General features: G+C 66.7%; 19 protein-coding genes. 10 read left to right on the forward strand and 9 right to left on the reverse strand.

Annotation, left to right across the window (positions count from 1 at the left end):
• Position 1: 1 nt before the first annotated feature.
• The 6 genes from IM660_RS02160 to IM660_RS02185 all read right to left on the reverse strand — a co-directional run bounded on the left by IM660_RS02160 (position 2) and on the right by IM660_RS02185 (position 6733).
• On the reverse strand, positions 2 to 883 hold the full coding sequence (locus tag IM660_RS02160) for a carbohydrate ABC transporter permease (protein WP_246465094.1): 882 nt from the start codon (positions 881 to 883) through the stop codon (positions 2 to 4).
• Positions 883 to 1818 (reverse strand): carbohydrate ABC transporter permease, encoded by a 936-nt coding sequence (locus tag IM660_RS02165; protein WP_193497806.1) that lies wholly within the window; start codon positions 1816 to 1818, stop codon positions 883 to 885. The genes IM660_RS02160 and IM660_RS02165 overlap by 1 nt, the downstream gene beginning before the upstream one ends.
• A gap of 76 nt (positions 1819 to 1894) precedes the next feature.
• Positions 1895 to 3148, reverse strand: a complete 1254-nt coding sequence (locus tag IM660_RS02170; RefSeq protein ID WP_193497807.1) for an ABC transporter substrate-binding protein — start codon at positions 3146 to 3148, stop codon at positions 1895 to 1897.
• Positions 3149 to 3250: 102 nt separating this feature from the next.
• Positions 3251 to 4702, reverse strand: coding sequence for a DUF1961 family protein (locus tag IM660_RS02175; RefSeq protein ID WP_193497808.1), 1452 nt, complete (start codon positions 4700 to 4702; stop codon positions 3251 to 3253).
• 16 nt (positions 4703 to 4718) lie between these two features.
• Complete coding sequence (locus tag IM660_RS02180) at positions 4719 to 5708, reverse strand: Gfo/Idh/MocA family protein (RefSeq protein ID WP_193497809.1); 990 nt, start codon at positions 5706 to 5708, stop codon at positions 4719 to 4721.
• Positions 5705 to 6733, reverse strand: a complete 1029-nt coding sequence (locus IM660_RS02185) for a Gfo/Idh/MocA family protein (RefSeq protein WP_193497810.1) — start codon at positions 6731 to 6733, stop codon at positions 5705 to 5707. Before IM660_RS02185 ends, IM660_RS02180 begins: the two co-directional genes overlap by 4 nt.
• An 86-nt stretch (positions 6734 to 6819) precedes the next feature.
• Between IM660_RS02185 and IM660_RS02190 the strand changes: the two genes are divergently transcribed.
• From IM660_RS02190 to IM660_RS02200, 3 genes are read left to right on the forward strand one after another with little or no spacing between them, the layout of a single operon-like run.
• Entirely contained in the window at positions 6820 to 7698 is an 879-nt protein-coding gene (locus IM660_RS02190) for a Gfo/Idh/MocA family protein (RefSeq protein ID WP_193497811.1), read from the forward strand.
• Positions 7695 to 8687 (forward strand): Gfo/Idh/MocA family protein, encoded by a 993-nt coding sequence (locus IM660_RS02195; RefSeq protein WP_193497812.1) that lies wholly within the window; start codon positions 7695 to 7697, stop codon positions 8685 to 8687. Before IM660_RS02190 ends, IM660_RS02195 begins: the two co-directional genes overlap by 4 nt.
• On the forward strand, positions 8684 to 9349 hold the full coding sequence (locus IM660_RS02200; RefSeq protein WP_193497813.1) for an SGNH/GDSL hydrolase family protein: 666 nt from the start codon (positions 8684 to 8686) through the stop codon (positions 9347 to 9349). Before IM660_RS02195 ends, IM660_RS02200 begins: the two co-directional genes overlap by 4 nt.
• An 85-nt stretch (positions 9350 to 9434) precedes the next feature.
• On the opposite strand, the gene IM660_RS02205 is transcribed toward IM660_RS02200, so the two are convergent.
• Positions 9435 to 10439, reverse strand: coding sequence for a hydroxyacid dehydrogenase (locus tag IM660_RS02205; RefSeq protein WP_193497814.1), 1005 nt, complete (start codon positions 10437 to 10439; stop codon positions 9435 to 9437).
• Positions 10440 to 10532: 93 nt separating this feature from the next.
• On the opposite strand from IM660_RS02205, the gene IM660_RS02210 reads away from it, so the two are divergent.
• The gene (locus tag IM660_RS02210) at positions 10533 to 11825 is read left to right on the forward strand and encodes an AGE family epimerase/isomerase (RefSeq protein ID WP_193497815.1); all 1293 of its coding nucleotides are present in this window, start codon (positions 10533 to 10535) and stop codon (positions 11823 to 11825) included.
• A gap of 147 nt (positions 11826 to 11972) precedes the next feature.
• Complete coding sequence (locus tag IM660_RS02215; RefSeq protein WP_193497816.1) at positions 11973 to 12947, forward strand: Rpn family recombination-promoting nuclease/putative transposase; 975 nt, start codon at positions 11973 to 11975, stop codon at positions 12945 to 12947.
• 180 nt (positions 12948 to 13127) lie between these two features.
• On the opposite strand, the gene IM660_RS02220 is transcribed toward IM660_RS02215, so the two are convergent.
• Positions 13128 to 14234, reverse strand: a complete 1107-nt coding sequence (locus IM660_RS02220) for an IS110 family RNA-guided transposase (protein WP_193496828.1) — start codon at positions 14232 to 14234, stop codon at positions 13128 to 13130.
• 320 nt (positions 14235 to 14554) lie between these two features.
• A complete protein-coding gene (locus IM660_RS02225; RefSeq protein WP_193499179.1) occupies positions 14555 to 16240 on the reverse strand; it encodes a glycerol-3-phosphate dehydrogenase/oxidase in 1686 nt (561 codons plus the stop codon).
• A gap of 287 nt (positions 16241 to 16527) precedes the next feature.
• Here IM660_RS02225 and IM660_RS02230 point away from each other — a divergent pair, with 287 nt between their 5' ends.
• From IM660_RS02230 to IM660_RS02250, 5 genes are all read left to right on the forward strand, one after another.
• A complete protein-coding gene (locus IM660_RS02230) occupies positions 16528 to 17349 on the forward strand; it encodes a DeoR/GlpR family DNA-binding transcription regulator (protein ID WP_210769060.1) in 822 nt (273 codons plus the stop codon).
• A 91-nt stretch (positions 17350 to 17440) separates the two neighbouring features.
• On the forward strand, positions 17441 to 17899 hold the full coding sequence (locus IM660_RS02235) for a ribose-5-phosphate isomerase (RefSeq protein ID WP_193497817.1): 459 nt from the start codon (positions 17441 to 17443) through the stop codon (positions 17897 to 17899).
• 2 nt (positions 17900 to 17901) lie between these two features.
• Positions 17902 to 18771, forward strand: a complete 870-nt coding sequence (locus IM660_RS02240; RefSeq protein WP_193497818.1) for an HAD-IIA family hydrolase — start codon at positions 17902 to 17904, stop codon at positions 18769 to 18771.
• A 51-nt stretch (positions 18772 to 18822) separates the two neighbouring features.
• Positions 18823 to 20391 (forward strand): FGGY-family carbohydrate kinase, encoded by a 1569-nt coding sequence (locus tag IM660_RS02245; protein WP_193497819.1) that lies wholly within the window; start codon positions 18823 to 18825, stop codon positions 20389 to 20391.
• The gene (locus IM660_RS02250; protein WP_193497820.1) at positions 20388 to 21737 is read left to right on the forward strand and encodes a sn-glycerol-1-phosphate dehydrogenase; all 1350 of its coding nucleotides are present in this window, start codon (positions 20388 to 20390) and stop codon (positions 21735 to 21737) included. Before IM660_RS02245 ends, IM660_RS02250 begins: the two co-directional genes overlap by 4 nt.
• Positions 21738 to 21762 lie beyond the last annotated feature (25 nt).

The raw sequence follows: 21762 nt of genomic DNA on the forward strand, positions 1-21762 counted from the left end.
CCTACTTGAGGCCCGACATCATGACCCCGCGCACGAAGTAGCGCTGCAGCAATATGAACACGAGGAACGTGGGAATGAAGCTAATCACCGCTGCCGCCATGACCGTCGCCAGCGGCGATTGCTCCTCTTGCAGCGTGTTGAGTCCCACGGTGAGCACGTAGTTCTCGGACGACTGCTGAGAGATCATTGGCCAGAGGAAGTCGTTCCAGTGCCAGAGGAAGACGAATGTCGCCAGGGTGGCCATGATCGGTTTCGTCTGGGGAAGGATGATGGAGGCGTAGATCCGGAACTCGCCGGCGCCGTCGATCTTGGCGGCATCGAGGATTTCGTCCGGAATCCCGTGGATGAACTGCCGCATCAGGAACATCGCCTGAGCGTTGGCGAGGGTCGGTATGAGCATTCCCCACATGGTGTCGAGGCCACCAAGATCCCCGACGAGGATGTATTGCGGGATTATCGTCAGGTGGTAAGGGATCATCAACATCGCGATGAAGACCCAGAAAATCAGTTCGCGCCCGGCAAATTTCTTCTTGGCGAACGCGTAACCCGCCATCGAGGCGAATAGCAGGACGAGTACGGTCGACACCACAGAATAGATGGTGGAGTTGAATGCCCAGCGTGGGATGTCGCGACTGCCCAATGCCTCATAGAAGGCATCGAGGGAGAATGCGTCCGGGAATAGCGATTCCGGCATCACGATGGCTTGGCCGGGCTGGAGGGAGATGATCACCATTGAGTAGAACGGGAATGCTGTGATCAATGCGGTGACGATGAGCACCACATGCCGAGGGGCGAGTGTTCGTGCCTGGCGGACGAAGCGGGAACGCCGATGTTGCGAAGTGTGCGATCTGGTGGGCGTCCCACTGGTCATGGTCTCGGTCATCAGTCGTTCTTTCCCACGAGTTTGCGCTGGATCAGCGAGAGGACGAGTGTGATCAGGAGGAGGACGACGCCAGCGGCGCTGGCATAGCCGAAGTCGAAGTAGCCAAAGCCCTGATCAAAGATCATAAACGTGAGGGTGTAGCTGCCACGCGCGGGACCACCGCCGGTCATGACGAAGATCGTGTCGAAGGTCTGTAGTGACTTGATTGTCTCGATCACCAGGACGAAGAATATTGCGGGCTTCAGATTGGGGAGCGTGATCTGTGTGAAACGCTGCCAGGAGTTCGCGCCGTCGATCTGGGCGGCCTCGTAGTACTCCTGCGGGATCGCCAGCATCCCGGCCAGCAGGATCAGCATGTTGTACCCGAAGCTACTCCAGACGCTCAAGATGGCGAGCGTCGGCAGCACCCAGAATCTCTCCGTAAGCCATCCGACAGGTTCGACGCCGACAACGTCCAGCAGCGCGTTCACCGGGCCCGCCCCGGAGAAGATCCACATGAAAACCAGTGCGATCAGCACGCTGGACGTGACCGTGGGAAGGAAGAAGATCGAGCGGTAGACAGCCATCCCCCGCATCACGCGATTGCAGAGTTGGGCCATCGCGAGCGAGACGATCATCGCGAGCGGCATCTGAATCGCGGCGAAGGTGAACGTCACTCGCAGGGAGTCCCAGAAGATCGGATCCTGGAAGAGACGGACATAGTGATCGACGCCGACGAACGAGAAGGTGCGACGCAGCGTGTAGTCGCCGAAGCTCAGCACGATGCCGTAGACGGCGGGCCAGACGCGGAACAGCCCGAACAACACCACCATCGGACCGATGAAGATGTAGGCCGCGATGGCTTCCGACGATCGCCACCAGGGCTTGCGACGGTTTGGTTCGCGTGGGGGAGGGGCCGTCGATCGTTCCTGATCCGAACGGGTGAGCGTTGTCATGAGCGCCTCACGGAGTCTGCGCCCCGGGACCGGACCGGTGCTCCGATCCGGTCCCCAGAGACGACTAGGAGTCTGGTCAGAGGATGCGGTTCACTTCTTCGGCTGCCGCGTCAAGCGCTTCTTGGGGGTCAGTACCCTCCAAGAGCACGCTCTGGATATGCGGCATGACGATGTCGATGATCTCCCGAGCCGCAGGATGCTGGACAGCGGCGCGCATGTCCGGAACGTACTCGGCGCCGACCGCTAGGGCCGGGTTATCGGTGTAGAGCTGGGCGGTGTCCATGCGTGGGGAGTAGAAGCGGTTGCTTGCGGGCAGGAACTCGTCGAGGAACTCCACGTCTGTCAGGTAGCGCACCCAGGCCTGGCTGGCCTCCGGTGCGTCGGTGGTGTTGAAGATCGACCAGCCACCCACGGTGCCCCCGATCACAGACTCGACATCCTGCATGGGTGGTGCGGTCTCAATGGCATCCTCGCCGAGGATGTCCTGAACGCTGCTCACGCTCCCGCCGCCGTTGTACGCGACGTTGCCCTGTCCGCCCTCGGACTGCTCGAATGGCGGAATCGTGGCGAGCTCCTCGTTCGGGATCCACCCGTTGTCGGCCATCTCCTTGATGAACTCCAGAGCTCTGAGGCCTTCGGGACTGTTGAAGGTCGCCTCGGTCATGTCCTCGTTGAGAACTTCGCCACCGGCCTGCCACAAGTACTGGTAGAAGCTGGCATTCAGGTTCACCGTGCCGTAGTAGTTGGTGACGTAGTACCCGGCGTCCTGTACGGCGGGTGCGATCTCGCGCAGTTCGTCCCAGGTTGTCGGGCATTCGACGCCGACTTCGTCCATGATGGCAACGTTGCAGAAGTTCGTGGAGACGCTGACCAGTTGTGGCGCACCGTAGAGAGTCCCGTCGTAGCTCATCGCGTTCAATGCCGAGTCGTGGAACTGGTCCCAGTCGTCGCGCGTATCGTCGAGGGGCAACAACAGGTCCTCGACCGCGTACTTGGGGATGAAATCCGGATTGAAGTAGACGACGTCCGGCTCGGTGCCGCCGGAGAGGGAGGTCACAAGCGACTCCTCCCGTCCGCTGTAGGCCTGCATCTGCAGGTCGATCTCAACGTCTGGGTACTCCTCGTTGAACGCTTCGATGTGGGGCTCCCACCAGCTGGCCTCGTTGACCCCGCCGAATGGGTACGGCCAGAAGGTGACGGTGCCTGAGACCTCTTCCGGGTCGGTGGCGCCTCCGCCTGCTGGTTCGTCGCTTCCGCCGCCGCATGCGGCGACCAGTAGCAGTGCGCTTGTCGCAAGGGTGCCGGTGGCAACCGTGGCTGTGTGCCTCATGGTCCCTCCATTGGGTTCGATCGTGCTAGTCGGAACTGCAATCGGTTGCAAGCAACGTAACGAGTGACGACGAGACGTGTCAAGACGCCCGAGGGACGTATCTCAATCGTGACCTTTGCCAGCCTGGTCGGCGGGAAGGGTCTGTGGTGTGGTCACGACATCTCCGGCGCGCGTCCACACGTGCAGATCCCGCACCCGCATCCGCGTCTGGTACATGAGCCGCAAGGCGATCCGCCCTGTACGCAGGATCGGGCCATAGTTCTGGTAGGAATCGTCGTGGCCTTCCACGACCCACTCGCCGTCGATGGCGCCACGCAGTCGAGCGCCCTCCTGAACGAACAGCAGGCGATGCCACTGCCCGACTTCGACCACGGGAGACGCGCTCAGCGCAAGGTTCCGCGTCCACGGATTCTTGACCAGGGTGTGAGAAGCGACGTGCTTGGGCGTCGTCGGAGTGCGCCGGAAGAAGCCCCAGTAGTAGTTGCGGAGCCGGTTCCTGTTGATCACCTGCATGGCGCCGCGTGCCAGGTCACCCGGATCGGCGAGCACATCCTCGCCCTGCATCCCGCTCGCGTGCGTCACGAGCATCCCGAACCCGCTGTCCTGCTCCATCCGGAAGTCGAACTGGACCGCCAGATCGCCCTCGAACATCTGCGGGCTCCACAGGTACATGCGCGATTCGTCCGCGACCTCGTCCGGTGTGTGCAGCAAGAGCCCCTCGCTGGTGGTGCGCAGCTCCCTCATCTGATGCGGAGGTTGCTGGCAGCCGTGCAAGGTCCACCCGTCGATGTCGCTCGGATGGTTGAAGGAGGTCTGTAGGTCCAGACTCCAGTCGGAGTCGGGCTCCCAGTCCACACGAGGGCGAGGCTGGGGTTCGAACAATGGCCGGATCCGCTCGGCTGCCGCACGACTACGGGATGAGGCAGACGAGGCGAACTCCTCCCGTATGTCGGCTGCGGTGAGCTCACGATCGACTGCCTCGATCGAGGCGAACACCATGGCGGGATTGCCGAGGTGGAGCCGGGTGCCCGGGACGTCTGCGGTGAAGTCGAACTCGCTGATCCCGGCCAGCACCCCGTTCACCCACAGGCACATCCGCTTCTCCCGGTCGGAGAACGTCAACACCAGGTGGTACCAGGTGGCCGCAGTCAACGGCAGACTCTCCACCTGGGTGGAGGCCGGTAGCCGCCCAGGCTCCGGTGTGCCGTGGACCAGCTTGGCCCGCATAGCCGGCCTGATCTGTGATGTCCACAGCCAGCTGAAGACCCCGCCGGCCTCGCCCGCGGGAGTGTCGCTGACCAGTCGGTATCGCAGTGCCTCGGGGTCGTGCTCGAGGATCCAGGACAGCGGCGCCGCCACGTCCAGATCCTCCAGCGGGCACACCCACAACGAGAGCGACCACTCGGCTCCGCGCAGCAGGTCGGTCTCGAACGCGAGTTCGCTCCTGCGAGTCGTGCCGTGGAAGCCGCTACGCCCATCGATGGTGACGAAGCGGTGCGTGCCGTAGGGGCGGACATCCTCTGTGAGGTTCGCGGGACTGCTCAGGTCCACCATGGGAAGGGTTCCTTTCTCACCAGTGGCGAGGGTCGCCGTCGTGATCGGCACTGTCCTGAGCCAGCAGGGCCACCCGCGTGGCCAGCAGGCTCTGCGCCGTCGTGATCTCCGGCTCGTGGCCGGCTGCCACCGCATCGAAGAAGTAGGCCGCCGGGCGCCTGCCCGGCGGGAGGTCCACCTGACGGCGGGGCTCGTCGTGCGTGGTGACCGTCACGGAGTCGTAGGCCCAGTCCAGCTCGGCGGTGCCGTTCGTTCCGGCCAGGCGCATCCGGTAGTGGCCGTGCACATCGGCTGCCTGCGGAGCGAGCCAGTTGGCCTCGATGGTGGCCGTGAGATCACCGGCGCGCAGCAGGACCGCGACATGGTCATCGAATCGCGGATGGTCGTCCGCCCCGGCGTTGCCCGTGATGGCCGAGACTGTCCCCGAGGTCGCACCACTGAGCTTCAGGGCGAGGTCGATGTCATGCACCGGAAGGTCCCCGGCGATCCCGCCATAGGTGCTGCGGTCCAGGAACCAGGCTGGGCGGCTGGGGAGGTTGAGTTTGTGCGGACCGGTGCTGGCCATCAGGGCCGGTCGCCCGAGCGTTCCATCCTCGAGCAGGTCTTGCAGGGCAAGCGTGGCCGGGTAGAACCGCTTCTCGAACACCACTGAGACGTGCCGGCGATGGGTAGCCGCGAGCTGCTCGATCTCGTCCAGCTCGTCCAGGGAGGTGCACAGCGGCTTGTCTGCCACCACATGTGCCCCCGCCTCCAGGGCCGCGATCACCGCCGCGCCGCGGCGGGAATAGACGCCCGCAACCAGTGCGACGTCGACCTGGTGGGCTGCCAGTAGCTCAGCGGGGGAGTCGTAGCGCGGTGTGTCGCCGACATCGGACAGGTGTGCCGCCTGCATCTCGGGGTCAGGTTCAGCGACGGCGACCAGTGTGTAGTTCTCCCGCGCAGCCACCTCCTCGAGCGCGTACGAGACGTGCGGATGTGCCGCTCCCAGGATGGCGACCCGGATCATGACGACACCTCCACCTGGGTACCGGTTTCGGCAGCCTGGTAGATCGCATCCAGCAGGTGGACAGTGCGGGCTGCCTCCGGTGCATCGATGGCGCATGGGCGCCCCTCGCGGAGTGCGGCCATCACCTCCTGCCACATGGTGACATGCCCGGCGATGCCGATGGCAGCCGGATCGGCGGATCCGCTGGTGACCGACGCCGATGAGGCGGGACGTGGGACTCCCGGAATCTCCCAGCGCAGAATCTCCCCCTGTCCGAGTTCGACGGTGCCGCGCGAGGTGTGCAGGGTCAGGGTCGCGGCCGAGCCCGGAGGGGTGGCCGTCGAGGTGCTGATGAGGCCCAGACCGCCGGATGCGAGACGCAGGGTGGCCACGGTGGTGTCCTCGGCCGCCATGTCGTGGCCCAGGGTGGCCTGCTGCGCGGTCACGGCGTCGACCGGGCCGCACAGCCAGCGGAGCAGGTCGACGTTATGGACGCCCTGATTCATCAGGGATCCGCCGGCGGGCATCGTGGTCCGCCAGGGGGCTGCTTGGTAGTAGTCGTCGTCGCGGCTCCAGTGGACCTGAGTGACGGCGAGCCGGATCCCACCCAGCTCGCCGGAATCGAGCAGCTGCTTGACGGCGGCGACCTCGGGCTCGAATCGCCGCTGGGCGACCATCGCGACGAGGACGTCGTGCTTGCGTGCCGCGGCCACGATGCGGTCCGCATCGGCAGCCGTGGTGGCGAGCGGCTTCTCGACCACGGCGTGCTTGCCTGCCGCGGTGGCCGCGAGCGTGAGCGAGGCGTGGGTCTGTGATGGCGTGCAGATCGCGACGACATCGACCTCCGGATGGTCGATCACCTCGTCGGCACTGCACTGGCGGGCTGACGGCCATCCGCAGTCGGACATCGTCTCCGGGTTGCCCCCGCTGTAGGTGACCAGGGTGGTGCCCGCCACGTGATGCAACGCCCGCGCGTGGGTGGTGCCGATACTGCCGGCGCCGACGATTCCGACACCGATCGCTTCTGCTGTCGTGTGTTGCCGCATGGGCTCACCCTACGAGAGGCCGCCCTTGAACTGCAACCGATTGCATGTCAGGATGGATCTGTTCCCTGCAACGAGAGGACCAACGCGTGACCGGCATCGGCTTCATCGGGACCGAGAATTCCCACACCCGGCATTTCATCCGATTTCTCAACGAGGAGGGTAGGCATCCGGGCGTACGCGCGGTGGCGTTGGCCGACGGCCACACCGAACGGAACGCGGAGCTGGCCGAGGTGGGTGGGATCGAGACGATCGTGACCGAGCCGGCCGAGCTGATCGGTGTGGCCGATGCGGCGATCATCTCGACGCGGGACGGTGCCCGGCACCGCGAACAGGCCGAGCCACTGCTTGCCGCCGGCATGCCGGTGCTCGTGGACAAGCCGCTGGCGACCACGCCGGCGGACGCGGCCGCGATCCTGGACGCCGCCGCTGACGCCGGAGCGGTGGTGTACTCCTCGTCCGCGTTGCGGGCAGTTCCCGAGATCGCCGAGCTGATTCGCGACGGTGCGGACTCCGGCCCGCTGCGGAGCCTGCATATCGTCGGCCCCGGCGATCCGGACAGTCCCTACTCGGGCCTGTTCTTCTATGGGATCCATCATGTGGAGGCCGCGCTCGAGCTGCTCGGCAACCCTGCCGTTGCTCCCGGCGAGATAGCCGTGACCGCCCAGCGCCACGGCGACACCACGACGGCGTTACTCCGGATCGCCGACGTCGATATCACCTTGACCTTCGTCACCCCCACCGACACCGAGCGCGTACCGTTCCACCTCACGGCGGTCCACACCAATGGGGTGGTCACCCGGCCGATCACGCTCCACCCTGACTACAACGCCCCGGCCTTGGCCACGTTCGTGGAGGCGATCTCCTCCGGGCGCTCGCCCGTGTCGCGGGAGACGATGATGGCACCGGTCATCGTGCTCAGGGCGATCGTCGATGCGCTTGAGGCGAAGCGGGAGGTGCGGTCATGACTGCCGCGCGCCTTCGGTTCGGCGTGATCGGGGTCGGGATCATCGGCCGTCAGCATGTGGATCGGATTCGTCAGGACGACATTGCGACAGAGCTGGTCGCCGTCGCAGACTCTTCGGCCGAGGCGGCGCGGGCCATCGCATCCGACTACGGAGTTGAGGCAGAGACCGTCGACGGACTGCTGGTGCGTGAGGACGTCGACGCGGTCGTGATCGCCATCCCGTCCGGCTTGCACGCCGATGTGGCCGTTGCCGCTCTGGATGCCGGCAAGCACGTGCTGCTGGAGAAGCCCATCGACGTGACCGTCGACGCGGCCGACCGCATCATCGCTGCCGAGCGGCGCTCGGGCAAGGTGCTCAGCGTGGTCAGCCAGCGACGGTTCCTGCCCGAGTCGGGCTACCTGCGCGAGTCGATCCGGTCCGGTGCCCTTGGTTCGATCACCTCGGCCACCGTCGAGATTGCCCTATGGCGGACACAGGAGTACTACGACTCCGGAGCGTGGCGCGGCACCTGGGCGCTGGACGGCGGCGGTGCGCTGATGAACCAGGGCGTGCATCTGGTCGACCTGGCGCTGTGGCTCCTCGGCGACGTCGAGGAGGTGCATGCCTACGGCGGTTTGCTTGCACACGAGAACATCGAGGTGGAGGACACCATCTCGATCACCGCACGGTTCGCCGGCGGTGGCGTACTCACCTTCCTCGCGAGCACCACGGCGTATGGCGACCTGCCGATCCGGATGGCCATCATGGGCGACGGCGGCAGCGCCGTCACAGTCGCCGGGAAGATCGAACACTTCGTGACGGCGGAACAACTCGACCTTCCTGCGTTCGAGCCGAACGACATGCAATGTGCGCAGCTCCTCGACTTCCTCGGGGCAATCGAGAACGCTCGTGATCCCCTGGTCACCTCGACCCAGGCGCGAGCCGCAGTCGCCTTCATCGAGGCGGCGTATGAGTCGATGCGCAGCGGGAAGCCGGTGCAGCCACGATGACCCAGGCAGCGGTGACCCCAGCGCTGCGTGAGGTTCTCGACTCGCCTGACCCGCGGGTGTGGACCTTCCTGGGTGACAGTGTGACGGCGGCCAGCTGGCACACCTGGGGAAGTCGAGGGTTCTCGGAACTGGTCGAAGAACGGTTGCGGGAGCAGGGGCGTTCGCGGGACGCGGTGATCAATACGGCCGTCTCGGGGTGGCAGATCTCCGACCTGGAGCCAGAGCTGGAGGCGCTGTGCCTACGGTTCGCACCGGACGCCGTCGTGATCGGTTTCGGCCTCAATGACACGAGGGGAGGTGCCGACGGGGTCCAGACGTTCGGCCGGGTCTACCGGGAGGTCATCCGGCGTATCCGCGAGGCGAGCGGCGCCGTCGTGGTGGTGATGACACCGAACGGGACGTTGCCGACGGCACCGGCGCATGTGGTGGAACACCTGCCCGCCTACGTCGAGGAGGTGCGGGCCGTGGCAGCCGACACGTCGGCCCTGCTCGTCGACCACTATGCCGAGTGGCAGCAGGCCGAGGAAGGGTCCTGGTTCCACTGGCTCGGGCACGGGTGTCACCCGAACATCTACGGGCATCGCGTCATGGCTCGTACGTTGATGCGTGCGCTGGGGATCTGGGACCCGGAATCCAGGAGTGGGCGGCTCTTGATCCCGTGAGGGCGCTTATGCGCCCCGGCCCTTCCGTCCTCATCCCCAGCGAGGCGAGGCAGACGCTCCCGCTAGCACTCTCGATGAATTGTGCTCAGCCGAGCCGATCGTAGTTCTCGGATGTCACCTCAGCGCGGAGGGTGCCCTCCCGCAGGAAACTCTCAACCTCGCTGACGACGGTCGCGCCTTGGGCGAACCGGGCCTGCACGGTGCCGCCGGCGACGTGCGGGGTCAGGATCGCATTGTCCAAGCCGAAGAACGGGCTGTCCGAGGGGAGCGGTTCGGTGGTGAACACGTCGAGGCCCACCTTGAGGCGACCAGCCTTCACTTCGGCGAGTAGCGCCTCCTCGTCGGTCACCTGGGCCCGCGCGGTGTTGATGACGATCGCACCGTCCGGGAGTAGGGCGAGCTGTTCGGCGCCGAGCATTCCGGCCGTCTTGGCCGTGACGGGAGCATGGATCGAGAGAACTTCGCTCGTTGCGCACAGCTCTTCCAGGTCGCACAGCTCGACGCCGAGCTGGCGTGCGTCGTCGGTCGAGCAGTACGGGTCGTAGGCGCGCACGGAGGTGGCGCCGAGCCCCTGGACCATCGAGGCGTAGTGCCGGCCGACGCGGCTGAGGGAAACGATGCCGATGTGCTGTGCGGCGATGCTCTGGCCCAGCGTGCCCTGGCCACCCTCGTGCCAGTCGCGGGTGCGCTGAAACGCCCGGTCATGCCACACGAGATTGCGCAGATGGGCCAGGGTCATGGTGAGCGCCATCTCGGCCACCGGCAGCGCCATCGCATCGGCACCGCCCTGCGCCAGGCGAAGCTGGCCGCCCAGGCACTCCGCGGGGAACAGGTTGCGCACCGATCCGGCGCTGTGCACCGCCAGGCGCAGTCGTGAACCCGCCAGGACGGCCGGGTCGAAGGGCTCGGTGCTCCACGAGGTGAGCAGCACATCGAACGAGTCGCCGATGTCCGCGGGGACGGCTACCTTCCCGTCGGCTTCCATGCCGAAGACGACCTCCCCGAGGCGGTGGAGCTTCGCCTGGGTCTGCTCGTCGTAGAGGCGGGCGAACTGGTCCGTGGTGATCGCGACGAAGATGCGGGCGGTCATGATGCTCCTGTTCTCGAAGTCGGTCAACATGACTATCGCACATGTCTGCAATCGGTTGCAATTTTCGAAGCGAATCGCTTACGATCGTGCAGTATGACGACCCTCGAGAGCGCCGCCGCCGACGCACGTGACCAGCTGGAGCGGGTGGTGCTGCCGTTCTGGCTGACGCACGGGATCGACCACGAGCACGGGGGCTTCCACACGTGTTTCGACAACCGTGGCCGCTCGCAGGTCTCAGATGAGAAGTTCACGTGGTCGCAGGGTCGATTCGTCTGGATGCTGGCGCGGGCTGCTTCCCTGACCGGCGCTGGACTGCTGCGTCCAGTTGAGGGCTTCGACGCTGACGCGTTGATGGTGTGCGCCAACCGTGGCGCCGACTTCCTCGAGGAGTACGCCCTTCGCCCCGACGGCACCTGCTCGTTCGCGCTGGTGCGCGACGGATCCGCAGAAGCGGCGGGCCACCCCGCGAGAAGCGTCTATGCCGATCTGTTCGTCGCCATGGGATTCGCGGAGATCGCGCGGCAGGGCGGGCCGCAGCGGTGGCTGGAACCGGCGCGCCTCATCATCGACCGGGCCCGGGCGGACATCCACCAGCGGGTCGCGCCCACACCGCCGTACACGATTCCGGAGGGGCACCGAGCCTTCGGGCCCCACCTGATCCTCCTGAATGCACTCCTCGTCCTGAGTCAGGCTGAGCGGAGTCTGGAAATCCCGATCTCGCGCCAGGAGGCGCTCGCCTCCGAACTGGATGCAGTGATGTCATTTCACGACGGCGGACATGGCTTCCGGGAGATGCCTCCGTTGGGGAGGGCTCACTCTGGCGACCCCGGCGAGGGTTCGGCTGGCCCGTCCGGTTCGGGCCTGGTCGCTACGCATCGCGTACCGGGCCACGCGCTGGAAGCGATGTGGATCGCCCTCGAGGCGATGGATCTGCTCGGCGATGTGACACATCGGGAGACCGCCCTGGCGAGCATCGCCCCACTGTGCGAACTCGGATGGGATGGCGAGTGTGGCGGGCTGTTCCGGTACGTCGACGAGGCCGGCGGCCCGCCCACCGGTGCGGCCGGGACGAGCGATTACGAACGTCTGGTGCAGGCCACCTGGGACACCAGGTTGTGGTGGGTGCACACCGAAGCGGCCGCCGTCGCCGCCACGGCGGCCTGGCGGTACGACCGCCCGGAGGTCGCGGCGTGGTTCGACCGGATCTGGCACTACACCCTGAACACGTTCCCCGGCGGGGATGAGGGTGAGGAGTGGGTGCAGATCCGCAACCGGGACGGGTCGCCGCGCGATGCGGTGGTCGCACTGCCGGTGAAGGATCCGTTCCACATCACGCGCAACCTGATGCAACTGGTCGAGCTCGCAGCCGCGCGCGCCGGCCGCTGAGGACTAAGGCCAGGGCATCGCCCACATCGACGAGGGATTCTCTGGATGGCGTGGGGTCTGGGGTGAGACGTGGCCCCGATGACCGGGTGTCCACAACCCCTGGGGTGACGCCGGCAGGGTGGGGGTGGTCGCTTCTACGGTGCACGGATGGCGAGCAGAAATGAGCACCTGAACCCGCATGACGCGATGTTCCGCGCGGTGGTGGGTGTGCCGGCGAATGCGGCGTCGGTGCTGGCCTCGGTGCTTCCCGCGGAGGTCGCGGGCGGGTTTGACCTGGGAGGTCTACGTCCCGAGCCGGGAAGTTTTGTCGATGCGGAGATGCGCCAGCGGCACACAGACCTCCTGTTCAGTACCCACCTGAACGGGAAGCCGGCGCTGGTGTATGTGCTCGTGGAGCACCAGGCCAGCTCAGATCGGTGGATGGCGTTGCGCGTGCTGGAGTACGTCACGCGGATCTGTGACCGGTACCGCGCCCAGCATTCCCGTGAGCGAACCTTGCCGGCGGTGCTGCCGGTGGTCGTCTATCAGGGACGGCGCCGATGGAATGCGCCCACCAGGCTGGAGGCACTGTACGACGTTGACGCCAAGCAGGCGCTGGGCGAGTTTCTGCCCCGGCATCAGTTCGTGTTGCAGGACTTGACGGGAGTGGAGGTGGAGGCGTTGCTGGCAGCACCGTTGACTCCGGCGGCCCGGTTGGCGTTGGCGATGCTGCGGTTCGCACCTGATCAGCAGCACCTGGCACAGGTGCTGGATCAGTTCATCGATGACCTGCTGATCCTGATCGGCAAGCACCCAGCGGATCGGATGTTCGCGACTATCATGGAGTACGCCTACCAGGTCAGCGATACGAACCCGGAAGAGTTGCAGACGTTCTTCCACGATCTCGGACCCCAGGCACAGGAGGCCTATATGTCCAACACACTTGAACGAGGCGTCGCACAGGGCGTCGCCAAGGGGCGCGCGGAGGGCGCAGCAGCCATGCTCACCCGTGTGCTGGCTGCTCAGTTCGGTGCCCTCACCCCCGAGCAGTCCGCCCGCATCCAGGCGGCGACACCCGACCAACTCGACGCCTGGGTCGACCGCTTCACCGACGCCACCAGCATCGACGACGTCCTCCGCTGACCTGCACGTTGGCGCCTGCGTGGGCGCCAGCCACCCGCTACACGTCTCACGTGTGCGTCCCTCACGCTTCGACGATCCAGGAAATTGCTCGTCGATCTGGCGGCCAAACTCGCACGTTGGAACCGCCAGATCGACGTGCAATTTCGGGTAACTCGAATCGGACGACGCTCCTATGTTCTGTCAAGGGGTGTTTGTGGGGTTGTGGTGTTCGAGTTGTCGGTAGATGTCGCGGGCTATGTAGCGTTTGAGGCAGCGGGTGATTTCGCGGTGGGTGCGGCCTTGGGTGGTGCGGCGTTGGGCGTAGGCGCGGGTGTGTGGGTCGTGGCGTAGTCGGGTCAGGACGATGACGTGGAGTGCTCGGTTGAGTTGGCGGTCGCCGTGGCGGTTGAGGCGGTGTCGGTTGGTGGTTCTGCCGCTGGTGGCTGGGATGGGGGCGACGCCGGCGAGCATGGCGAATGCGGCTTCGGAGTGGATGCGTCCGGGGTGGGACCAGGCGCACAGGATTCGTGCGGCCACGATGGGGCCGATGCCGGGCTGATCGAGCAGGTCGGCGCGCATGCTGGTCACGATGTGGTGGATCTGTTTCTTGTACTGGGCCGCTTGTGTGGTCAGGTCTTGGGCGCGGCGGGCCAGGTCGCGCAGGATGGTGATCGTGGTGGTGGTCTCGATGTCTTGACCGGGCCGGGTGCGTAGCCGGGCGGCGGTGGTGATCATCGCGGGCAGTTTCTTGCCGGCGAACTTCGCTCGCAGGGGTTCGGGGGCGGTGATGATGAGGTGGAACACTTGCCGTGCGGCGCGGCCTGCTTCGGTCACGAGGGAGTCTCGGGTGCTCAGCAGGATCGCGAGGGCGTGCCGGTTCCCGCCTGAGCGTGGGGTGGCGAGGTGCTCGCGGGTTAACGCTTCCCGTGCGGCGCGGACTGCGTCGATCGGGTCGGACTTGGCTCCACGGCGGCGCTTGGCCCGTTGCGGGCGGTCGATCTCGATGACCAGCTCACCACGAGCCTGTAGATGTCGGGTCAGACCCGCCCCGTGGGAGCGGGTGCCCTCGATCGCCCACGCCCGTCCACCAGTGGCGGCGCACGGATCGGTCTCGATATCAGCCTCATCCTCACCGCGTAGGTGGGTATCGACGAACTCGACCAGCTCGGCATACCCCGCCGGGGTGGCCGCGACCTGTACCTGGCCGAGCACCCCACCGGTGCCAGCATCGATGATCGCCGCGGTATGGGTATCGACATGGGTGTCGACCCCGATGACAACCTCGACGAGATCACTCAGACTAGTCATGACGTTTCCTCCACTTCGGAACGGGACGGGACGTTGTTGCTTTCCGGTCCGGTAGGAGAATCGGCAGGACTGTAGATGGGACACGACGGGCGCTACTACGCCCGCCGGTCAAGCTCCTGATCAGGCCAGTCGCTCCGACCGGGCCGGAGGCGGCGACCCGGAGCGGACAAGTCGTGCGAAAGGCACACACGGCCAGTCGATTAGCGAGTCACACTCCAAGCCACCACCCACAGCCCATCACCACCAGGCTGCGAACACCACACTCACAGTCGATCTGGTTGTTCAGCACCTCTGCGCAGGCGCCAGATCGACGTGCGATATCAGCTTTCGAGGTTGGCGAGCGGCACCAGGTCAGCCACGGCAAGCCTGGCCGCCTCGGCCTCGGCGTCGGTCATCGTGCCCAGCGCAGCCTCCTCGGCGGCGGCCATCTCGGCGTAGGCGCTCACCTCGCGGCGCACGGTCTGCTCGTCCCACCCGAGCCGGGGACCGACGATCTGCGCCAGCTCCTCCAACGCGCTCACGCCCCGGTCGCGCTGCTCGAAGAACAGCCGGATGCGACGCATCAGGATGTCCTCCAGGTGCAGTGCACCCTCGTACTCGACCGCCATCACAGCCTCAGCTCGCAGGTACGCTGGGGCGGAATCGAGCGGCTTGCCGAGTTCGGGATCCTCGTCCACCAGTGCCAGCAATGTCTGCAGGTCGGATCCGTATCGGCTCAGTAGATGCTCCATCCGGGCCTTGTCCCAGCCGTACTTGGCTGCGATCTGCGGTGCTTGTCGCGTGATCGCTTCCAGGCGGGGCGCACCGATGAGCGGGGTATCCGGGGTGACCGACGGCCGCTTGTGCGCATCCGCCTCGCCCAGCGCGTGGTCGACAGCGTGTTCGGCCATCAGCCGGTAGGAGGTCAGCTTGCCACCGGAGATCACGGTCAGGCCCGGTGCCGACTCGACCACCGTGTGGTCGCGGGAGACCTTCGTGGAGGCAGTTCCGCCGTCCTTGGTACCGGGCTGTACTAGCGGCCGCAGGCCCGCATACACCCCGATCACGTCGTCGAAGGTGAGGTTCGAGGAGAGCACCGCGTTGGCGTGGTCGAGGATGTAGTCGATATCCGCCCGGGTGGCTACCGGGTGCAGGCGTTCCTCATCCCACGGGGTGTCGGTCGTGCCGATGATCCAGTACCGCTGCCACGGGATGATGAACAGCACGGACTTCTCGGTGCGCAAGAACAGCCCGACGTCGCCCTTGATGCGCTCCTTCGGGATCACCACGTGCGCGCCCTTGGAGGCGAGCACCTGCAGGCCGCCCTCGTTGCCGCCCAGTGCCTCGGTGTCCTCGGTCCATACGCCGGTGGCGTTGATGACCCGCTTGGCACGGATCGTGCGGCGGGTGCCGGTTTCCAGGTCCACCACCTCGGCACCGACCACGCGGCCGTCCTCCTTGAGGTAGTCGACGACCTGTGTGCGGGAGGCGGCGTGGGCCCCGAAGGATTGCGCAGTGCGCACGAGCGTCATCACGAGCCGGGCGTCGTCCACCCGCGCGTCGTAGAAGCGGATACCGCCGACGAGCTGGTCGCTGCGTACGTCGGGGAAGAGCTGCTCCACCCCGGCGCGGGAGTAATGCTTCTGTACTGGCACGGCCATGCCGCGGTGCCCGATCACGGCCATCGCGTCATACAGGCCGATGCCCAGAGCGCTGTAGGCGCGCTCGATCACCGGCGTCTTCAACGGCCACAGGAACGGTTGCGCCTTCACCAGGTGCGGGGCGGTCTTGGTCAGCAGCAGCCCCCGCTCGCGCAGCCCTTCGGCCACCAGCTTGAAGTCGAGGTTGTAGAGGTAGCGCACCCCGCCGTGCACGAGCTTGGAGGACCATGACGACGTCCCCCCGGCCCAGTCCTGCATCTCCACAATGCCTGTGCTCAGGCCGCGCGTGACGGCGTCGAGCACGATGCCCGCTCCGGTGATGCCACCCCCGACGACCAGGACGTCCAGCGGCTCACCGCTGGTCATGGCGTCGAGTGCGGCAGCGCGGCTGTGCTTCGTCAACGCTGAACGTGTCACAACATCTCCTGTGAGGTCCGAGGTCTTGCCTGGCTGTTCGATCCTCCCGTGTGCACGCACTGACGTGCAAACACTTCACACGAACGTGCACCCCGTTCGAGGTCGGGCGCACGATCGAATGATCTGAGCCTACGACCGAACGGAAGCACGCGACCCTGCGTGCTCAGTGCGTGTCTGATCTGCAGTCCGGGCCGTAGGCTCAGGTGGGCAGATGTTGCCGATATCGAGGAGTCGCCGTGGCAGGTGCCAGCCGCAGCACCGGGGCGCGCAAGGGTCGCGCACCCGCGGAGGTGACCGCCCGCCGCCGGAACCGGATCGTCGATCTCGTCCAGCGCGACGGGTCGGTGAGCATCGAGGAGCTCGGTGCCACCTTCGGGGTCTCGACGGTGACGATCTACCGCGACCTGGCCGATCTGGAGTCCCTCGGCATGATCGTGCGCCAGCGCGGGGTGGTCACGGCCGCCGGATCGAACCTCCAGGAGGCCCCGGCCCGGTTCAGGCTCGGTCAGAACGAGCCCGCCAAGCGCGCCATCGCCCGCCACGCCGCTGCCATGGTTCCGCGGGGGAGTGCCGTGATGCTCGACGACTCCACCACCGGTGTGCTCACCGCCCGCGAGCTGCGCGAGCAGACGCCGCTGACCGTCGTCACCAACTCCCTCCTGGTCGCCGAGGAGGTGCGAGCGAGTGCAGGAATGCGCCTCGTGCTCACCGGTGGCGAGTACGAGGCCTGGGCCGAGGCGCTCCTCGGCCCGATCGCGGCCGGGACTGTGGCCTCCCTTGCCGCTGACGTGTGCCTGGTCTCCGTCTCTGGGATTACCGACGGCGTCACCTACCACCCGTACGCCGAGGTCGCCGCCGTGAAGAAGGCGATGATGCGCGCTTCCGCGCGCAGTGTGGCCCTGATCGATCACACCAAGTTCCGCCGTCGTGCCTTGCACGAGGTGGCCCCGTTGACGGCGTTCGACACCGTGGTCACAGACAGCGGCACCAGCCCTGAGGTGCTGGAGCGCTTGCGCGAGGGCGGCGTCAGCGTCGAGGTGGCGCCGGACGTCGGGTAGTTTTTCTCACAAACAGTGGAGTTTTCTGCATCTAGATTGATAATCTGGGGACAGTCGACGGCGCGTAGGAGCGCCGGGAAGCAGGGAGATCATGGGACTTCGGATCATCGTCGGTGCCGACAGCGCCGGATACGACTACAAGGAAGCCATCAAGGCCGACTTCGAGGCGGACGAGCGGGTCGACTCCGTGGTTGATGTGGGCGTCGGGTCCGGGGAGGACGTCGACTACCCGCACGTGGCCGTCGACGCCGCCCGGAAGGTGGCGGCCGGTGAGGCCGACCGGGCCCTGCTGATCTGCGGCACCGGGATGGGTGTGGCGATCGCCGCCAACAAGGTGCCTGGGATCCGCGCCTCCGTCGCGCACGACAGCTTCTCCGTCGAGCGCCTCATCAAGTCCAACAACGCCCAGATCCTCACCTTCGGCCAGCGCGTGATCGGCCTCGAGCTGGCCCGCAAGCTGGCCGGGGAGTGGCTGGAGCACGCGTTCGACCCGACGTCGCCGTCGAAGCAGAAGGTGGACGCCATCTGCTCCTACGAGCCCGAGGGCTGAGCGTGCCAGGTCCAGTCCTTTCCTCGGAGCCCGGCGATTCCGTCGAGCCCGACCAGCTCTACGACGCCTACGTCTTCGACCTCGACGGCACCATCTACCTCGGCGAGGAGTTCCTGCCGGGCGCCGAACGCCTCGTACGTGAGCTACGCCGTCGGGACATCCCGGTGCGGTTCCTGTCCAACAACCCCACCAAGGATCCGGCCCAGTACGCCGAGAAACTGGACCGCCTCGGCCTGCCCACCCCGGTGGCCGAGATCGCCAACACCGTGGTGGTGATGGTGCGCTGGCTGCTCGAGCACCACCCGGGGAAGACGGTCTACCCGATCGCCGAGGAACCGCTGGTGCGCGCGCTCGCCGAGGCCGGTGTCGCGATGAGCGAGGACCCGGCCGAGATCGACATCGTCATCGCCAGCTACGACCGTGCCTTCGAGTACCGCAAGCTGCAGATCGCCTTCGACGCCATCTGGTTCCACCAGCGCGCCATCCTCGTCACCACCAACCCCGATCGTTACTGCCCCTTCCCGGGCGGGCGTGGTGAGCCCGACGCCGCCGCCATCGTCGCTGCGATCGAGGCCTGCACGGGCGCCACGCTGGCCAAGAACGTGGGCAAACCCGACCCGGACATGCTCACCGCGGCGCTCGCCGGCGTGGACGTCGACCCCCGCCGGGCCATGATGATCGGCGACCGGCTCGGCACCGACATCCAGATGGCCGTCAACACGCAGATGGCCTCCACCCTCGTGCTCACCGGCGACTCCACCCGGGCCGAGGCCGAGGCGCTGCCGGAGGCCAACCAGCCCACATACATTCTCGAGCGCGTCGACCACCTGATCCCGGCGCCCCTGCGCGCCGAGCTCGGCTGGACAGACTGAGCGGGCCGACTGACTGAGCCGGATCGACTGACTGGGCTGGATGAACTGATCATGACGGACCACCTGCTGGGCATCGACTTCGGCACCGAGAGCTGTCGCGTGGCCGTCATCGATGCCGGGGGCCGGATCGTCGGGGTCGCCAGTTCCGGGTACGCCACCACCTACCCACACCCCGGCTGGGCCACCCAGAGCCCGGATGCGTGGTGGTCGGCACTGCGCGCCGCCTCCGCCGAGGTGCTCGAGCGCACCGGTGTGCCCGCCGAGAAGATCGCCGGCATCGGCTACGACGCCACCACGATGACCGTGGTGCCGATGACTGCCGCCGGCGACCACCTCGCCGACGCCATTCTGTGGATGGACGTACGTGCGGTGGAGCAGGCGGCCCGTGCCACCGGTTCGCGATCGGTTGCCCTGCGATATATCGGCGACGGCGCAGCACCGGCCAGCGCCGAATGGTTCCCCTTCAAGGCGGCCTGGCTGGCGGAGAATGAACCGGAGCTGTTCGCCCGCGCGGACTACCTGGTGGACGCTGCCGACTGGCTCACCCACCGCCTCACCGGCGAATGGACGCAGAACATCAACACCGCCGCCCTGCGCATGTTCCACAACCGGGACGCCGGCGGCTGGCCCACCGACTTCTATGACGATGTCGGCGCCGGGGATGCGCTGGCGAAAGTGCCCGAGCAGGTGGTCGACCTGGGCACCCAGGTGGGAGCGCTCACCGCGGAGGCAGCCGCCGATCTCGGCCTGCGAGCCGGTACCCCGGTCGCCCAGGGCTGCGGAGATGCCTGGGCCGGGCAGATCGGACTGAACGTGCTCGCGCCCGGGCGGATGGCGCTCATCACCGGCTCCTCGCATGTGCTCACCGGCCAGACGGATGCCCCGATCAGCGGCGCCGGATTCTTCGGTGCGTACACCGACGCGGTCGTGCCCGGCCAGTGCACACTCGAGGCCGGGCAGGTCTCCACCGGCTCGGTGCTGAAGTGGTTCGTGGAGAACTTCGCGCGGGACGTGATCGCTGAAGCTGAGACCCGAACGGCCGGGAATGCGGGCAGCGCCTGCAGTGCCTTTGATCTCCTGAACGAGCGCTCCGCCCACCTGCCACCCGGCGCGGACGGGCTGGTGATGAACGAATATTTCCAAGGCAACCGCACCCCCTACACCGACGGCCATGCCCGCGGCATCCTGTGGGGCCTGAGCCTGGGGCACACCCGTGAGCACGTGTACCGGGCAATCCAGGAGGCCGTCTGCTACGGCACCGCCCACAACCTGCGCACGATGGCTGGAGCCGGCTCACAGGTCGAACGGATCGTCGCCTGCGGCGGGGCCACCCGCAGCCGGGAGTGGATCCAGATGCACGCCGACGTGACCGGGATCCCGATCGAACTGACCGAGGTGCCGGACGCCGTCGTGCTCGGCGCGGGAGTGCTCGCGGCCACCGGAGCGGGCCTGTACCCCAGCGTGAGCGAGGCGGCCGCCGCCATGGTGCGTACCGCCGTCGTGCTCGAGCCTGATCCTGAGCGGCACGCGGCCTACCGCCCCTTCGTCGACGCCTATACCCGGACCTACCCACTGTTGCGCGAGGAGATCCACGCGCTCGCTGACCAAGGAGAACGATGAGCCTCATCGACCAAGCCCTCGCCGACGCCACCGACACCCGGGCGATCGTGGTGGGCACCGACGTGCTGGACCGCACCGGCGCTGTGTTCACCGAGTTGTTCGGCACGCGCACGGCGATCGTGGTGGCCGACGAGAACACGTGGGCGGTGGCCGGTGCGGCGGTGACCTCGTCGCTGGAGTCGGCCGGAGTTCCGTTGGCCGAGCCGTTCATCTTCCCCGGGGTGCCGACGCTGTACGCCAGCTACGAGAATGTGGAGACGCTGCGCGAGCACCTGCGCCCGCTGGACGTGATCGCCGTCTCCATCGCCTCCGGAACCCTCAACGACCTCACCAAGCTCGCCTCCGGCGAGCTCGAGCGTGAGTACATGAACGTGGCGACTGCGGCCTCGATGGACGGCTACACCGCGTACGGCTCGTCCATCACCAAGGACGGCTTCAAGCAGACCATCTTCTGCCCAGCACCCGCCGGACTCGTGGCCGACCGGCGTGTGCTCGCCGCCGCGCCTGCCCGGCTCACGGCCACCGGTGTGGGAGACCTGATCGAGAAGGTGCCCGCCGGCGCCGACTGGATCATCGCCGATGAGCTCGGGATCGAACCGATCGAGTCCGGTGTCTGGGATCTCGTGCAGGGGCCGCTGCGGGAGTCGTTGAGTAACCCGGAGGGGCTACGTGACGGCGATATCGGCGCGATCTCCGGCCTCACCGAGGGGTTGATCATGTCCGGGTTGAGCATGCAGGCCTACCAGTCCTCCCGGCCCGCATCGGGTGCGGGACACCAGTTCTCCCACCTGTGGGAGATGGAGAAGCTCGGCATGCACGATGAGCCGCCGCTCTCGCACGGGATGAAGGTGGGGCTCGGGACGATCTCGCTGTGCGCCCTGTATGAGGTGGTGCTCCGGCGTGACCTGGGCGCTGTGGACGTCGAGGCTGCCGTGGCCGCGTGGCCCAGCTGGCCCGAGCGGGAGGCGCAGATCCGCTCTACCTTCCCCGACGACCTGGTCGAGGCGACGGTGGCCCAGAGCAAGGCCAAGCATCTCGAGCCCGCGCAGTTGCGGGAACGGTTGGAGCTGATCGCGCAGCAATGGCCGCGGATCGCTGCGCGTGTGCGTGAGCAGTTGCTGCCTGCCGCCGAGATCGAGCGGATCCTCGGCGTGGTCGGTGCGGTGACCCACCCGGCGCAGATCGGGGTGGATCGGGCGCGGTTCCGTGAGACGTATTTCCGCGCGCAGGCCATCCGCAGCCGGTACACGCTGCTCGACCTGCTGTTCGAGACGAACCTGCTGACCGAGTGCGTGGATGAGCTGTTCGCCGATGGAGGCTTCTGGGCCACCCGCCCCTGGTCCTGAAATCCAACGACGCTCCTATGTTCTG

Source organism: Ruania alkalisoli (assembly GCF_014960965.1).
GTDB lineage: Bacteria > Actinomycetota > Actinomycetes > Actinomycetales > Beutenbergiaceae > Ruania > Ruania alkalisoli.